Source organism: Paenalicyclobacillus macrosporangiidus (genome assembly GCF_900116805.1).
Taxonomy (GTDB): Bacteria; Bacillota; Bacilli; order Alicyclobacillales; family Alicyclobacillaceae; genus Alicyclobacillus_H; species Alicyclobacillus_H macrosporangiidus.
In genome coordinates, this window is sequence record NZ_FPBV01000024.1 from 34545 (window position 1) to 49708 (window position 15164).

The 15164-nt window shown below is 65.5% G+C and carries 17 protein-coding genes; 11 read left to right on the forward strand and 6 right to left on the reverse strand.

Annotated features, from left to right (window positions below; translation table 11 throughout):
* Positions 1-57: 57 nt before the first annotated feature.
* Positions 58-1062, reverse strand: coding sequence for a DUF4097 family beta strand repeat-containing protein (locus BM357_RS15875; RefSeq protein WP_074955714.1), 1005 nt, complete (start codon positions 1060-1062; stop codon positions 58-60).
* A complete protein-coding gene (locus BM357_RS15880) occupies positions 1059-1451 on the reverse strand; it encodes a DUF2089 domain-containing protein (protein WP_217647707.1) in 393 nt (130 codons plus the stop codon). Before BM357_RS15880 ends, BM357_RS15875 begins: the two co-directional genes overlap by 4 nt.
* A gap of 252 nt (positions 1452-1703) precedes the next feature.
* On the opposite strand from BM357_RS15880, the gene BM357_RS15885 reads away from it, so the two are divergent.
* The gene (locus BM357_RS15885; RefSeq protein ID WP_074955716.1) at positions 1704-2894 is read left to right on the forward strand and encodes an acetyl-CoA C-acetyltransferase; all 1191 of its coding nucleotides are present in this window, start codon (positions 1704-1706) and stop codon (positions 2892-2894) included.
* 51 nt (positions 2895-2945) lie between these two features.
* Here BM357_RS15885 and BM357_RS15890 read toward each other — a convergent pair whose 3' ends face one another.
* Positions 2946-4376 (reverse strand): RsmB/NOP family class I SAM-dependent RNA methyltransferase, encoded by a 1431-nt coding sequence (locus tag BM357_RS15890; RefSeq protein WP_245784045.1) that lies wholly within the window; start codon positions 4374-4376, stop codon positions 2946-2948.
* 198 nt (positions 4377-4574) lie between these two features.
* On the opposite strand from BM357_RS15890, the gene BM357_RS15895 reads away from it, so the two are divergent.
* Both BM357_RS15895 and BM357_RS19490 read left to right on the forward strand, forming a co-directional pair.
* Complete coding sequence (locus tag BM357_RS15895; protein WP_074955718.1) at positions 4575-5042, forward strand: hypothetical protein; 468 nt, start codon at positions 4575-4577, stop codon at positions 5040-5042.
* Positions 5008-5466 carry a hypothetical protein gene (locus BM357_RS19490; RefSeq protein WP_139234760.1) on the forward strand — a complete coding sequence of 153 codons (459 nt, stop codon included), beginning with the start codon at positions 5008-5010 and terminating at the stop codon, positions 5464-5466. The genes BM357_RS15895 and BM357_RS19490 overlap by 35 nt, the downstream gene beginning before the upstream one ends.
* Positions 5467-5724: 258 nt before the next feature.
* On the opposite strand, the gene BM357_RS15905 is transcribed toward BM357_RS19490, so the two are convergent.
* Entirely contained in the window at positions 5725-6360 is a 636-nt protein-coding gene (locus BM357_RS15905) for a hypothetical protein (protein WP_083430595.1), read from the reverse strand.
* Between the two features lie 294 nt (positions 6361-6654).
* Between BM357_RS15905 and queF the strand changes: the two genes are divergently transcribed.
* Positions 6655-7020: a preQ(1) synthase gene (gene queF, locus BM357_RS15910; RefSeq protein ID WP_074955724.1), complete on the forward strand. Its 366-nt coding sequence runs from the start codon at positions 6655-6657 to the stop codon at positions 7018-7020.
* Here the strand turns inward: queF and BM357_RS15915 are convergent.
* Together BM357_RS15915 and panD are read right to left on the reverse strand one after the other, a co-directional pair.
* Positions 6956-7474, reverse strand: a complete 519-nt coding sequence (locus BM357_RS15915) for a GtrA family protein (protein ID WP_175511560.1) — start codon at positions 7472-7474, stop codon at positions 6956-6958. The genes queF and BM357_RS15915 overlap by 65 nt on opposite strands.
* Positions 7475-7662: 188 nt before the next feature.
* Positions 7663-8040, reverse strand: a complete 378-nt coding sequence (panD, locus tag BM357_RS15920) for an aspartate 1-decarboxylase (protein WP_074955727.1) — start codon at positions 8038-8040, stop codon at positions 7663-7665.
* A 95-nt stretch (positions 8041-8135) separates the two neighbouring features.
* Between panD and BM357_RS15925 the strand changes: the two genes are divergently transcribed.
* From BM357_RS15925 to BM357_RS15950, 7 genes are all read left to right on the forward strand, one after another.
* A complete protein-coding gene (locus tag BM357_RS15925; protein ID WP_074955730.1) occupies positions 8136-9236 on the forward strand; it encodes a YheC/YheD family protein in 1101 nt (366 codons plus the stop codon).
* 77 nt (positions 9237-9313) lie between these two features.
* Complete coding sequence (pdhA, locus tag BM357_RS15930) at positions 9314-10420, forward strand: pyruvate dehydrogenase (acetyl-transferring) E1 component subunit alpha (RefSeq protein WP_074955733.1); 1107 nt, start codon at positions 9314-9316, stop codon at positions 10418-10420.
* Positions 10402-11379 (forward strand): alpha-ketoacid dehydrogenase subunit beta, encoded by a 978-nt coding sequence (locus BM357_RS15935; RefSeq protein ID WP_074955736.1) that lies wholly within the window; start codon positions 10402-10404, stop codon positions 11377-11379. The genes pdhA and BM357_RS15935 overlap by 19 nt, the downstream gene beginning before the upstream one ends.
* A 14-nt stretch (positions 11380-11393) precedes the next feature.
* Entirely contained in the window at positions 11394-11795 is a 402-nt protein-coding gene (locus BM357_RS20350; protein ID WP_245784046.1) for a biotin/lipoyl-containing protein, read from the forward strand.
* Between the two features lie 14 nt (positions 11796-11809).
* Positions 11810-12475 carry a 2-oxo acid dehydrogenase subunit E2 gene (locus BM357_RS20355; RefSeq protein ID WP_245784047.1) on the forward strand — a complete coding sequence of 222 codons (666 nt, stop codon included), beginning with the start codon at positions 11810-11812 and terminating at the stop codon, positions 12473-12475.
* A 61-nt stretch (positions 12476-12536) separates the two neighbouring features.
* On the forward strand, positions 12537-13733 hold the full coding sequence (locus tag BM357_RS15945; RefSeq protein WP_074955739.1) for an acyl-CoA dehydrogenase: 1197 nt from the start codon (positions 12537-12539) through the stop codon (positions 13731-13733).
* A 419-nt stretch (positions 13734-14152) separates the two neighbouring features.
* A complete protein-coding gene (locus tag BM357_RS15950) occupies positions 14153-14962 on the forward strand; it encodes a CotS family spore coat protein (RefSeq protein ID WP_074955743.1) in 810 nt (269 codons plus the stop codon).
* The last annotated feature ends 202 nt before the right edge of the window (positions 14963-15164 follow it).

Genomic DNA, 15164 nt, shown 5'->3' on the forward strand with positions numbered 1-15164 from the left:
ACCGCCGGCTTGCCGCGTGCCGCCTGGGCGCGACACATCCGCTGTTCGCTCCGGCCGCTACCCGCGCACTTTGATGCCGCCGGTGCGGGCGGTCAGTTGGATGTGCAGCTCCGATTCTCCCGCGTCCGCCTGGCGGCGGAACCGGGCATGGTTGCGGCGCGAAGTCTCGCCGAATTCCACTTCAAAGCGCTCGGCGTCGATATCGACGGTCCCGATGCTGGTCTGCGCGGTTCCCGTGACGGTCACGCCGTCCGGAACCCCGTCGATGTCAATCGTGCCATGTTTGGTCTGGGCGTATACGCTTCGCGTTTTGGCGTCCACGGCGTGCACGCTGATGGACCCGGACTCGCTGTCCAGATGGAGGCGGTCCACGGCGCAGCGGATGGCCAACACATTTCCGCGCGTCGTCTCCAGCCGCAGCTCTCCGGCATGGACGGAATCGGCCAACACCCGTCCGCTGCGGGTCCGTGCCGACACACGGCGGACGCCGCGGGGAAGAAACACGTCCACATCGGCCGACACCACCGTGGCACCGGAGTCGGCGTCCTTGAATCCGGGCAGAACCGTCAAGTCAAACCGATCGTCATTGTGGAGGGACTGCAGCGCCTGCTCCAGGGCTCGCTTGCCATCCGCCAGATTGTCGGTCCGCACGCGGGCGCGGACATGGATGGCGATGGCCGGACCGTCCCCTTCGGTGATCTGCACGCTGCCGTGGCCGGTCTCCACACACACGTCCGTGACGCCTTCCGGCAGCCGCAGGTCATGGGACACGGACACGACGGGCTGGTTCCATGACAGATGTTCCAATTGCTGTTCGACCACGCGCTTCTGCTGTTCGAGGGTGCGCTTCACTTCGCTGAGGGACTGGGTGACCGTGGAGGCAATCTGCGCACCCACCTGTTTCAGGTCCTGGAGGGGGATGCGGCGGCTCCATTCCTGCCACGGCTTCGCGCCTCCCGCGCGCCCGCTGTCGCCTCCCAGGGCCTGCAGGAGCATCTCTGCCTGTTCCGCCGTGATCTTGCCTTCCGCCAACAGGTCGAGAATTTTCCTCTGCTCGTTCATCGCGACAACCGGTCCTCCTTTAACCTCTGCAGTGCTTCCTCAAACGTCAGTTCGCCGCTGCCGAGCGCGTCCAACACCTCGCCGGCTTCGGCCGGGATGTCGGCCGGTGCCGCCTCCGGCGCAGGCGTGTAACCGAGCGCCTGAATCACCTGATCCAGCCGGGCGCGCACGGTCGGATACGAGATTTTCAGCTCTCGTTCCACCTCTTTGAAGTTGCCGCGGCAGCGCAGGAACACTTCGACAAACTGCGCCTGCTCCGGGTTCAACTGGAACAGTGCAGGGGCGGTGAATGTCCCCTGGACCTTCGTGTCGCACTGCGGGCAGGCCAGCTCGGTCACCTGCATCGCCGTTTGGCACGCGGGGCAGCGTGTGGGCATCGGATAAGCCACAGGGTAAACCTCCTCTCGGATTCCCGGCGGACACCGGGCTGACCGCCCTGAGGCGGGATCCGGCTGGTCCGGTGGGGTTGTTTTGATTATGAACTCGAAAATGAACATTGTCAAACAGGATCATTAAAATTAGGCACATTTCAATTCAAAATATCAAACCCCTCGGACGAACAGGTGGGGGCGGGCGAACAGGCGGCTGGCCCCTATCCACGCGGCCGGGCCCATGCGATAATGGGGGCGGGAGGGGATAAAATGGATCGGAAGTCTGTGTACGTGGTGGACGGGGCGCGCACACCGTTCGGATCGTTCGGCGGCAGCCTGAAGGATGTCACCGCGACCCGACTCGGCGCCATCGCGGGGGCGGAAGCGCTGCGCCGCGCGGGCGTCGAACCGGAAGCCGTCGACAACGTGGTCTTCGGGAACGTGATCCAGTCGCACAACGGGGCGCCGTATCTCGCCCGCCACATCGCACTCGACGTGGGCGTGACGGTGGAGACGCCGGCGCTGACCGTCAACCGGCTGTGCGGGTCCGGGTTGCAGGCGGTGGTGACGGCGGCCAAGGACATCCTGCTGGGGGAAAGCCAGATTGCCTTGGCCGGCGGGGCGGAGTCGATGAGCCAGGCGCCTTACGTGTTGCGCGGGGCGAGGTTCGGACACCGCATGGGCGATGCCGTTGCAGTGGACGTGTTGACGGAGGCGCTGACCGATTGCCGCGGGAACCTGCCGATGGGCATCACGGCGGAAAATTTGGCGGAACGTTTCGGCATCACCCGGGAGGCGCAGGACGAGTTCGCGTGTTTGAGCCAGGCACGCGCCGCGGCCGCGCGGGCGTCGGGGCGGCTGGCGGAAGAAATCGTCCCGGTGCCGGTGCCGGGCCGAAAAGGCGACACCCTCGTGGAACAGGATGAGCACATCCGCCCCGGCACGACCCTCGAGGCGCTGGCAAGACTCAAACCTGCGTTCAAGGCGGGCGGTACCGTGACGGCGGGCAACGCCAGCGGGATCAACGACGGGGCGGCCGCGGTGGTGGTGGCGTCCGAACAGGCGGTGGCCGAGCGGGGGCTCAAACCCGTGGCGCGCATCCTCGGCTGGGGTGTGGCCGGCGTGGACCCGGCGTACATGGGCATCGGCCCCGTGCCAGCCGTGCGCAAGGCCCTGGCGGCGGCCGGGGTGTCATTCGAGGACGTGGCGTTGTGGGAGGTCAACGAGGCGTTCGCGGCCCAATACCTGAGCGTCGAACGGGAACTCGGCCTGCCCCGCGACCGCACCAATGTCAACGGTGGCGCCATCGCGCTGGGTCATCCCATCGGTGCGAGCGGGGCGCGCGTGTTGCTCACGCTGGCGTACGAACTGCGCCGGCGCGGCGAACGCATCGGCGTGGCCTCCCTGTGCATCGGCGGCGGGCAGGGCATCGCAATGGTGATAGAATCCACCGCGGATTGACGCAGCGCCTCATCGGATGTCGGCGGACCCGCGGCGGGCCCGTGTGGCACCCTATCCGATGACCCCCGGCCGGCGCAGGCCCTTCGGATAGAGGTTGTTCACGCGGCCCGCCGCGCGTTTTCCCCAGCCGAGGGGCAGGCCGTCGACATGAAGCCATACCCACCCTTTCTCTCCGCTGTCCGCCAACGCCTCTCCCGCGAGGTAGCGGGCCGCCTCGGCTTCGTCCAGGGCCAGGGACCGCCGGGCCGCCCCAGGCGCGAGCGCCATCGCCAAGGCGTGCAGCGGTTCCATGCGATCCCGCAGCCGCCTGGTAATCGGCACACCCGGCCGCAGAACCCGCAGTCCGTCGGGCAGCGGGCGGGGCGGTCGGGTGTACGCGAAGTCCCCGCGCCACAAGGGACGTCGCCAGGACTCGGGGACGGGGACACTGAGCAGATCGTCCCACCAACTCTCCAGCCGAACCGGGTTCTGTGGTCGGCCGCGGCCGCGCACGGCCCGGGCGTTCCTGTCCCGCGGGGTATCGAGCACCTGCAGGGCGGCGACGAAGTGCCCCTCGCCCAGGCCGCGGTGCGGCCACAGGCGGCGGGTGTGCAGCAGGCGCGGATCGCCATCCGCCCAATCGGGCTGCCCGGTCGTCCACCCGGGCCACTCGGGCAGCGGCATGACCTCCACGGGGTGGTGGCGAAGCGCCCACGCGACCACCTGTTCGTTCTCCACGGGATTGAAGGTGCAGGTGGAGTACACCAATCGCCCCCCTGGGCGAACCAGGCGCAGGGCGTGCCCGAGGATCTCGCGTTGGCGATCCGCGCAGCGCGCCGGTGCGTCCGGCGACCACTCCGCAACGGCCGCCGGGTCCTTGCGGAACATCCCCTCCCCGGAGCAGGGTGCGTCCACCAGGACCGCGTCGAAACACGGGCCGAGAGCGTCCGCCAAACGTTCGGGTGTCTCTTGGAAGATGGTGGCTTCCAGACCGGTTCGCTCCAGGTTTTGCGCCAGGATCTCGACGCGCCCGGGATGGATCTCGTTGGCGGCCAGCCACCCGCTGCCCGCCAGCGCGCGGCCGATGGCGGTGGTCTTGCCGCCGGGGGCGGCGCACAGATCGAGCACCCACTCGCCCGGCTGCGGGGCGAGGGCAGCGACGACGGCCATGGCGGATGGCTCCTGCAGGTAATACAGGCCCATGTCGTGGTAGATCAGGCGGCCGAGCGGGCTGTCGGGCGCGATATAATAACCGCCGTCGGCCCACGGCACCGGATCGCCCAGTTCGCGGCGTACCGCTTCGGGCACGGGCAACGTCACGGCGGCAGCGAGCGGGCTGTCGCCGTCAGCGGCCGCGGGATCGCCATGCCGGGCCGGCTGCACGCTCACGCGGTGGAGCCGGACGGCGCGAAGCGGCGGTTGTTCCAGCGCCGACGCGAACTCGTCCCATTCCGAGCCGAGCCATCGGAGCATCCAATCGGAAAATGCGCGGGGTGCCTTCACGCAGTGTCCCTCCTTGCGGATGTATGACCAGAATACCGCAAGGGGCGGACGGGATCGAAACCGATACCGCGCAGCGGCGCGGCTGTCCATGTTCCCTATGTCGGTTGGGTTGCAAAATGTTCTCAATCGTGTTTGAACAACCTTGACGATTGGAGAAACAGGTACAAGCCATTGGCGAACGCAAGGATGCTCGATGCTGTGAGAGAACGCATGCAAGCCATCATCCGGCGACAATCGAATGACATACGGCCATCGAAGTCAAAATGGCTTTCCCATGCATGGAGCACAGCCACAGCCGCACTGGCCGCGGTTGCAATCCTGGTTGTTGGCCTGACCGTTGCGACTCATACGACCGGACTGCCTGTTGTAGCAGAGAAAGACTCCAACGCGGCGACCTGTCTCCCGTTCACGCCTCCCACCGGACTGTCGGAAGCGTTTGTGACCACTTCGCCCGATGGGCAGCTGAAGCTTTTCGGGTACGTTTCCGGGTTGCCTAAAGTCTATGCCCAGGAGCTCTATGTCGTCGCAGATGCCGACGGGAAATCACCTCAGGTACTCTACCACGTCCACGACGATAATGGAATCAACCGTGACCAGATTTTTTTGGTTCACGGCGGGATCATCCGACTATTTGGCGATGGTGCAGAACGTGGCGATAGCCCCTGAATTCGGCGGAGGAAAGCTGATCCTGGAACAATTTGATCACCATGGTCAAGGGCAATGGAACACACGGCACCTCCAGGAGGACAAGATCATCCCTGGAGGCATCTCGTACAAGCTGGATGACCAACACCTTCTGTTGCGCAGCTCTGCCGTGGGATTTGAGACTCCGGTGATGTACACCTTCACGTCCCAGGGCGTCCATCCATCCTCTGTCTCGCAGGAGTTTCCCACGGCAGGAGAGGTACCGAACAGTGTGACGAGGACGTTGCAAGTGATCGGCACAACAAAGGGAGGCGCGACGGACTTCCATATCACTGGTGACCTTTCCCCGCTGCACATGCGTGTTGGCCAACATCTGGTGATTGGTCGTTTACGACTCAGGGCCAAAGCTTCCGTTGGCATTTCTCCTGTACAGCGACCACGGTGATCCCGGTCCCGGCCCGGACGCTGTGGCGCAGTGCGAGCCGTCGCCGTACACGAACGCGATCGTTTACACGATGGTGAATCCCGCGGATCACGGGTTTCTGTTGGTCGTTCCGCAAATCGTGCTCGGCATGAATGTGGGGAATGAGACGGAGTTGAACAAAAACATGATCAAAATACCGGTTGTGGTGCAGCAGTAGAATGGCGACCAGGGGGTGCAGCAAACGCAAATGACGTAAGTCGACAGATGTCGTGAACAAGGTCAACCCCACTGTGAGCGGTCAAAGAACATGTACAGCGTTCTGGTCTCTGTGTCCAAGAAATAGGCTTCCCGTGTCGTGGACGAAGCCGGATATCGGCCGCTGGTCGTGACGAGCGAATCATAATATCCATCCCGTTTCACTTGAGGTAATGGATTACGTTTACCAGACATTGAATCTTCCTTCCCGGGCGAGGGATGTGTCAAGGAGTACGGCACAACGGTTCCATATTTCCATCCTTTTTCCTGAGCGGCTTGGATGAATGTATCCATTTGAGTTTGATTGAACCGCACGACGACGTAGTCCTGTTCTTGATCGAACGCAACCAAATGGTCGTTTTCCAGTACGTCCACTGATCTTGGAACATAAATGTTCGTCCGAGATGCGATGGTATACGCAGCATCATCAAATATCTTGGCAACGGCCAGGATGACTAACCCGAAGACAGAAAGAACGCCAACGGTAATCGCCCACCATTTGAGGAGTGCTCTTTTTCCTGATGTCCTCCACCGAATGAGTGAGACAACAAGCCAAACCAGCATCGGTATACAGATCACGATAAGAAAAATCCCATAACCAAATGCGAGCAGATTCCCGAACCTGCCCAGAAACAATTGAGTTTGCAGATTCATTGGCATCCTCGCCTATCCTTCATTTGATTTCATACAGTTGCTTAGAATTTTATCTAAACATTCCCCCAAAGGAAATCTGTCTGAAGAGGAATCCACGTTGTCCCCACCGGTCATCTGCATGAGGCGAGCATTGGCGACAGCGGGCACGACGGTTCGGAATCTGTTTGGAGCGCACTTCGGGGGCATCGGTGGATGGGAGGCCCGGGCGTCGCGCGGGCAGTCGACGGACGGCGACGTCCAGGTGGTTGCACGCACGGGCGTTCGTTCGTATAGTGTGGGTGGACCAAAGGGGGGTTATCCATGCCGACGCAGCCGAGCAAAGAGCTGGTCGTGGTGCCCAATCCGCACCCGGACCGTGTGTACGATGTCGAGATGTCGACGCCGGAGTTCACGACCGTCTGTCCGATGACCGGGCAGCCGGACTTCGCGACCATCACCATTCACTATCAACCGGGGCCGTTCCTGGTCGAGCTGAAATCCCTCAAGCTGTATCTGTGGAGCTTTCGGAACGAAGGGCATTTTCACGAGGACGTGACGAACATCATCCTCAATGACTTCGTCGCCGCCGCCAAGCCGCGCTATTGCCGGGTCACGGGCGATTTCACCGTGCGTGGCGGGATTCACACGAAGGTGACGGTGGAGTACCGGCAGCCGGATCCCGCCTGAACACCCAGCGCCGCATCAGCTCGTAACTGGCGGTGGATGAGATGAGCATCGCGGCCGCTTTGGCCGCGTCGTCGGCCACACGCGGCTGCAGGTGGCCGAGGTGCGACAACCAACCGCCGAGCGTCAGCCACGTGGCGTCGTTGAGGGCGACGTTCAGCACCGCCTGCAGGAAGAATCGCCGCCGTTCGCTGCGACTGCCGTCCGCTCGCTCGGCGAACGTCCAGCGGCAGTTCCACGCGTAGCTGTTGGCGAGCGCGCAGACGACGGCGACAGAGTTATACAGGGTCCGCAGCCATCCGCCGGCCGGCGCGGTCCACAGGAGGGCGTTGAGCACGCCGAAATCGATGGCCGCCGAGAGCACGCCGACGCAAGCAAATTTCAGCACGCCGGCGCGGATGCGGTGGCTTCCGCGGATTCCCAGTGCCAGACAAAATCTCTGCATCGCGGTGGGCATGGGGGACCTCCCGTCGCCAAGGTTGCCGGGCGGGCGGCGGGAGGCCCGCCCCGCTGCGGCTTTCCCCATTCATACCCCCGCGACTTCGAAATTTCCTTGAAGAGAAGCCCGCAGAACGAATACGAATCGGTGCTTGTGACAGGGCGTGGCGCAGCCGTCTGTGTAACCCGGCCGCCTGCGTGGCGCCGTCACGGATCGGCCGTCTTGTGGCGTACGACCGACAGGATCTGATTGCGATCGTCGACGTACACGAGACGCGGCTCCAGCCGGGCCCACTCTTCCTCCGTGACGATGGACAGCGACAGGATGATCACCTTGTCGCCCGCGTGGAAGTGCCGTGCGGGCGGGCCGTTGAGGCAGAGGGTGCCCGATCCGGGGGTGCCCTCGATGGCATACGTCTGCCAGATGGTCCCGGTGGACAGATTGGTGATCTGCACGATCTCAAACGCGCGGATATCCGCTGCGTCCATCAGGACCTTGTCGATGGTGACGCTGCCCATGTAGTTCAGGTCGGCCTGCGTGACCGTGGCACGGTGGATCTTGCCTTTGCACACCGTTCTCAGCACCGGGTTCCTCCTTCCATCCACCCCTGGGCGGTTGTCCAGCCCTTGCCAAATGCCCCGACATATCATGTGCAAGGCATTTGTGAGGGGTGACTCGTGTGAGCGATTCCATGGTGCGCGTGGGCGTCGTCACCACGGTCCTGCCGCGTGGCGGAGGACCCTCGGGGGCGCGGCCGGTTGCATACTTCCGCCGCATGGCTGTGCGGGCTGCCGAGTTGGGTGCGGAGCTGTTGGTGTTCTCCCCTGAGGATGTGGACTGGCCGGCGCGCCGCGTGCACGCCTGGGTACCGGCGGATCTGGACCGTCCGGAGGGACCCTGGCGCCGGGTCTGGCGTCCGCTCCCACAGGCCCTCTACGAAAATGTGTTCGTCCATTTGGCCGTCCGCGGGTACACCAGGGGCTTGCGGGCACAAGCCCGGCGCAACGGCATCCCGGTGTTCAATCCGGTGCTTCCGAACAAATGGCAGATGTTCCGGTGGCTGCGCCGGACGGATTTGGCCCGCTATCTGCCGGAGACCCACTGGCTCACCGCTCCCGCCCAGGCCATCTCGTACATCCGCGCGTGGCGAACCGCCTTCGTGAAACCTGTCGGGGGCTACGGCGGCACCGGTGTGACGCGGATTGAAGCGTCTCGCGACGGGAGGTTTCGCGTCTGCGCCGATCGCCTGCGCGAAGGAGGCGCCATGCGCCGACGGATGACCGAGCGCGTATTGGCCGCCTGGTTGGCCCGCCGTGCGCGCACCCCGCATCTGGTGCAGCGCGGGTTGGCCCTGATCACCCTCGCTGGACGGAAGGTGGACTTTCGCGTGGTGGTCTGCCGGGGCCTCGGGGGCAAGTGGCGCATCGTCGGCGTCATTCCCAAGCGGGCCCCGCGGGACGGGGTGGTGACCAATCTTGTCGCCGGCGGGGAGCGGCTCGATCTGGCGCGTGGCCGGGCACTTGCGGCGCGCGAGGGAAAGGTGATTCCGGTCGCCGACCTGGAGGAATGTGCCTTGGCGATCGCGAAGCTCATCAGTGCACGCCGGCCGTCCGCGGGCCTGCTCGGGTTCGACCTCGGCGTCGACGACGCAGGGCGCGTCTGGTTCATTGAGATGAATCCCAAACCTTCGCGGTTGCTCTTGGATTCAGAAATGAAGCGTATGGCGGCCCGCCTGAACGCAGAGTTTCTCGTCCATCTGGCGCGCACAGGCCGCGTGTGACGGCCATCGGCCGGCGTCGGCGGACTCTGCGCTCGCGCGGGGCAAGTCCGTCGTACGGCTGGAGAAGGGGGAGGACATTGCGCACGTACAGCTGGGAGGAGGAGATTCCGGCGCACCAGGTGCTCGCGCCGGACGGATCCGTCGTCGGAGAGTGGCCTGAATCTTTGGATGACGAGCGGCTCCGTTCGTTCTACCGATGGATGGTCTTCGCGCGCCGCTTCGACCAACGGGCCCTGACCCTGCACCGCCAGGGGCGGTTGGGCACCTACGCGCCGTTCTCCGGCCAGGAGGCGGCCCAAATCGGCAGCTTTGCGGCGCTGGAGAAGACGGATTGGGTGTTCCCGAGCTACCGGGAGGTGGCCGGGATGATGTACCACGGGTTGCCGCCGGAGATGGCCCTGTTGTTCAGCAAGGGTCATCCGGATGCGGGCAAGGTGCCCGCGGAATTGAACATGCTGCCGGGCAAGATTGTCATCGCGGCGCAGATTCTGCACGCGGTGGGTGCGGCCTGGGCTTGCAAACAGCGCGGGGAAGACCGCGTCGCATCCGCCTTCTTCGGAGACGGTGCGACTTCGCAAGGGGATTTCCACGAAGCCCTCAACTTCGCCGCGGTGTTTCGGGTACCGGCCGTTTTCTTCTGCCAGAACAATCAGTTCGCCATCAGCGTTCCCGTGACCCGGCAGATGGCGACGCCGACGGTGGCACAGAAGGCGGTGGCGTACGGCATCGAGGGCATCCGCGTCGACGGCAATGACGTGGTCGCCGTGTACGCCGCGATGTGCCGTGCGGTGGCGCGCGCCCGCGCCGGCGGCGGGCCAACGCTGGTGGAGGCGGTCACCTACCGGCAGGGGCCCCATACCACGGCGGATGATCCGCGCCGTTACCGTGATCCGCAGGTGCACCAGACCTGGGTCGAGGCGCTGGATCCCATTCGCCGGTTGCGGCTCTGTCTGGAGCGGCGGGGTGCGTGGGACGAGGCGGCGGAGTCTGCCTGGATCCGGGAGGCGGACGAGCGGATTGCGGCGGCGGTGGAGCGGGCCGAGTCGTACCCGGCGCCGGATGCGGCGGAGGTGCTGTTTGGCCACGTGTATGCGGAACCGACGCCCGCACTCGCGGCCCAGCGCGCCGGATTTCTGGCGGAACAGGCGGAAGGGGGAGCAAACGGATGGCCGGGCGCACGATGATCCAGGCGATCCAAGACGCCATCGCAACGGCCCTGGCCCGCGATCCGCGGGTGATGGTCCTCGGCGAGGACGTGGGAAAGAACGGCGGCGTGTTTCGCGCCACGGAGGGGCTGCAGGAGCGGTTTGGGGAGGGCCGCGTGATCGACACCCCCCTGGCCGAATCGGGCATCGTCGGCACGGCGGTCGGCCTCGCCCTCGCCGGGATGCGCCCCATTGACGAGATCCAGTTCCTTGGGTTCATCTACGAGACGATGGACCAACTGGCGTCTCAGGCTGCGCGCATCCGCTTCCGGACCCAGGGGCGCTGCACGGTGCCGCTGGTCGTCCGCGCCCCGTTCGGAGGCGGGGTGCGCACGCCCGAACTGCACTCGGACAGCCTGGAGGCCCTGTTCCTGCACACCCCCGGTCTGAAGGTGGTGATGCCGAGCAACCCGTACGACGCCAAGGGACTGCTGCTCGCAGCCGTGGAGGACCCGGACCCGGTCCTGGTGTTGGAGCCGATGCGCCTGTATCGTCTCGGCCGGATGGAGGTACCGGATGGTTTCTACACGGTTCCGATTGGACCCGCCCGGTTGGCGCGGGAGGGCGAGGACGTGACGATTGTCGCCTGGGGGCCGACCGTGCCGATCGCGCTGGAGGCGGCGGAGGCGGCCGCCGCCGAGGGGGTGTCGTGCGAGGTCCTCGACCTGCGCACGGTCTCTCCCTTCGACGCGGCGGCGTTGACGCAATCCGTGGAGAAGACGGGCCGCGCGGTGGTGGTGCACGAAGCGGTGCGCAGCGGCGGCGTGGGCGCCGAGGTGTTGGCGGCCATCCACGACGGGGCGTTTTATTCACTGCTCGCCCCCGTCGAGCGCGTCACCGGATTCGACACCCCGTACCCGCCTCCGGCGGTGGAGGACCTGTGGCTGCCGACGCCCGCCCGCGTGCTGGCGGCCGTGCGGCGGGTGATGCAGGCGTGAGGAGCGTGAACGACATGGTGTACCGGTGGGCGTTGCCCGACCTAGGCGAGGGCGTGCACGAAGGGGAGGTGGTGCGCTGGCACGTCGCTCCGGGCGAACCGGTGGCGATGGATCAGGTGCTGGCGGAGATCCAGACGGACAAGGCGCTGGTCGAGATCCCCTCTCCCGTCGCCGGCAGGGTCCTGCGGGTGTTGGTGCCGGAGGGGGCGGTGGTCCCGGTGGGCACGGTGCTGGTGGAGATTGAGACGGAACCCGGACAGGCTGTCGCCCCGGCAGCGGCGACCGAAGGGAGGACTGGTGCGGGGGGCACGGCGTCCGGCGAGGGAGGCCGCCGGCGGCACCCGGCCCGTCGGGCACATCCGGAGGGCCCGCGCCTGCCGCGGCGCCCGGCGCGGACGAGGAGCGCGTCCGCCTGAGCGGGTTGCGGCGCGTGATCGCCGAGCGGATGGTCCAATCCCTGCACACGGCGGCCCAGGTCACGGGGATGGATGAGGCGGACGTCACGGAACTGGTGGCCTTCCGGGCGCGTGCCGCCGCCGAGGCGGAGGCGCTCGGCGTCAAACTGACGTACCTGCCGTTCATCATCAAGGCGGTGATCTCGGGGCTTCGCGCCTACCCGTACCTGAACGCCAGCCTGGACGACGCGCGCGGGGACATTGTGCTCAAGCGCCGCTACCACATCGGCATTGCCGTCGATACGCCGGATGGCCTGGTGGTGCCGGTGATCCGCGACGCGGACCGGCTGAGCCTCCTGGAACTGGCGCGGGCGATAGAGGACCTGTCGGAGCGGGCCCGCAAACGGACCCTGACGGTGGCCGAGTTGCAGGGCGGGACGTTCACGCTGTCGAATATTGGATCGTTCGGCGGCATGTTCGCCACGCCGATCCTGCATCACCCGCAGGTGGCGATCCTCGCCACCGGGCGCGTCGTCCGGCGTCCGATGTTTGACGCCGAGGACCGAGTGGTGCCGCGCCACCTGATGCCTGTCTCGTTGACGTTCGATCACCGCGTGCTCGACGGCGCCGATGCGACCCGCTTCCTGCGGCATGTGGTGGCGCGGTTGGAGCGGCCCGAGCGGCTGGTGTTGGAACTGTGATGGCCCGGCACGAGCGGGAGAAGGCGCATGCCCCGCACGGATGGGGAGGGGAGGAGAGACGATGGACTTCGAATACTCGGACAAGGTAAAGCGGTTGCAGCGGGAACTGACGGCCTTCATGGAAGAGGTGGTGTATCCGGGGGAGAAGGTTTTCCGCGAGCAGTTGGCCCAGGCGCCGTCCCGGTGGACGATTCCGCCGGTGATGGAGGAGATGAAGGCGAAGGCAAAGGCGGCCGGCTTGTGGAACCTGTTCCTGCCGGACAGCCGGTGGGGGGCGGGGCTCACCAATCTGGAGTATGCGCCGCTGGCGGAGATTATGGGACGCTCGCTCATCGCGCCGGAGGTGTTCAACTGCTCCGCGCCGGACACCGGAAACATGGAGGTGTTGGTCCGGTACGGCACGCCGGAGCAACAGGAGAAATGGTTGATCCCGCTGCTCAACGGCGAGATCCGCTCCTGCTTCTCCATGACGGAGCCGGACGTGGCCTCCTCGGACGCCACCAACATCCGCGCCAGCATCGTCCGCGACGGAGATACGTACGTGATCAACGGCCGCAAGTGGTGGTCGACCGGCGCGGGCGATCCGCGCTGCAAGGTGGCCATCGTCATGGGCAAGACGAATCCGGACGCGCCGCGGCACGAGCAGCAGTCGATGATCCTGGTGCCGCTCGACACCCCGGGGGTGAAGATCGAGCGCGTGCTGCCGGTCTTCGGTTACGACGACGCGCCCCACGGGCACGCGGAGATCTCCTTCACGAACGTGCGGGTGCCCGCCTCGAACCTGATCTGGGGAGAGGGCAAGGGATTCGCGATCGCACAAGGGAGGCTGGGCCCGGGCCGCATCCACCACTGCATGCGTCTGATCGGCATGGCCGAGCGGGCGCTCGAGCTGATGGTCAAGCGCGTCAAGGAGCGCGTGGCGTTCGGCCGGCCGCTGGCCGAACAGGGCGTGATCCGGGAGTGGATCGCCGACTCGCGCATCGAGATTGAACAGGCGCGCCTGTTGGTGCTCAAGGCGGCGTACATGATGGACACAGTCGGCAACAAGGCCGCGCAGAAGGAGATCTCGATGATCAAGGTGGTTGCCCCGAACGTGGCGCTGCGCGTGATGGACCGGGCCATTCAGGCGCACGGCGGCGCCGGTGTGAGCGACGACTTCCCACTCGCACAGATGTGGGCGCATGCGCGCACCATTCGGCTGGCGGATGGGCCGGACGAGGTGCACCGGCGGCAAATCGCGAAGTTGGAGCTGCGCTGAACACCGCCAGGTCGAACCGAACCGGGCATTGACATCGACAACTCAGAAAATGGGATGGCCGCCCGCTCGGGCGGCCTGCGCGTTTAGACAGGGCTTCAGGGCTGATCCCGTTTGGAACAGCGGCCGCCGACGATCACGCTTGCGCCGCAAACCTCGTGTGCAGTTTCCCTTCCGCTGTCATTTCACCCTGTGCGTCAGTCCGTCTTCCTTGCGAAGCACCTTCCCAGCGGATGCGGGGAGGTGCTTCGCGGCTTTCCCGCCGGGCGTCCTGCCCGCCTGCTCATTTTCCCCACCGATTGCCGCCAGTGGTCCAGCTCAACCGGGACATCCGCCAATCAACTGCTGTCGGTGGCCGGATGTCTTGTACCCCGTCCGCCTGCCCCCAATAGACTGACAGCAATATGTGAGGGGGGATTGGGGTGGCGGACTACGTGATTCGTCCCTGGATACAGGACGGGTATGCGGAGCCGGACATGACCGTGCCGCCCGAGGTGGCGGTACTGGCGGAAAAGGTGCTGTCCAGATACGACATGCGTGTTCTCGGTATGACACTGATCACGGCCAAGTCCGACAAGGGGGGGGCCATCTGGAAGCTGGACACCGACCGCGGCCCGCGCAGCCTGAAGCTGTTGCACCGCGCCCCGGAGCGCAGCCTGTTCTCCGTCGGCGCCCAGGACTACCTCGTCGGCAAAGGCGCACGCGTACCTCAACTGATCGAAACCACCAAAGGGCGTCTGGCCACCGAGGCGGGGGGCAAGTTGTGGATTGTCACGGAATGGGTGGAGCCGCTCGCGCCGGTCTCCAAGACAGACCTTTCCGGTGCACAGCAGCTGTGCTACGGTCTCGGCGAGTTCCACCGCCTGTCGCGCGGATACGTCGAGCCGTCGGGCGCAGCCCGCGCGAGTCGGCTGCACCGATGGCCGAAAACGTACGCGAAAATTCTGAACAAAATCCCCTGGTTTCGCACACTGGCCCAGATTTACTCCGACATCCCGGCCAGCCGGGCGCTGCTCGCCGCGGCTGACCGCTACGAAGCGCAGGCGCAGGAGGCGTTGGTTCGTCTGCAACAGTCCCCGTACAACCAACTGGTGACACGCAGCGAGCCGGAGTGGGGGCTGGTTCACCAGGATTACGGTTGGTCCAACGGGCAGTGGGGGCCAGGGGGCCTGTGGATCATCGACCTCGACGGCGTCGCGTTCGACCTTCCACCCGAGTTCGACAGTTGGTAGTCACACAAAGTCCCGCGAAGTCAAGCCCGACATGGATTCGCAAGACCTGTAGATAACTCGTGTAGTAACTACAGCCCGAGCGGCGTGTTCATACGGATGCCCAGAACTCGCGAAGGCTCCGCGACCTGCAGGGCACCAAGAATCTCCCGTTGTACTTCAGTTGTCTCCGTCCGCTGCACCACGATTCCCTGCGGCGTCTTTT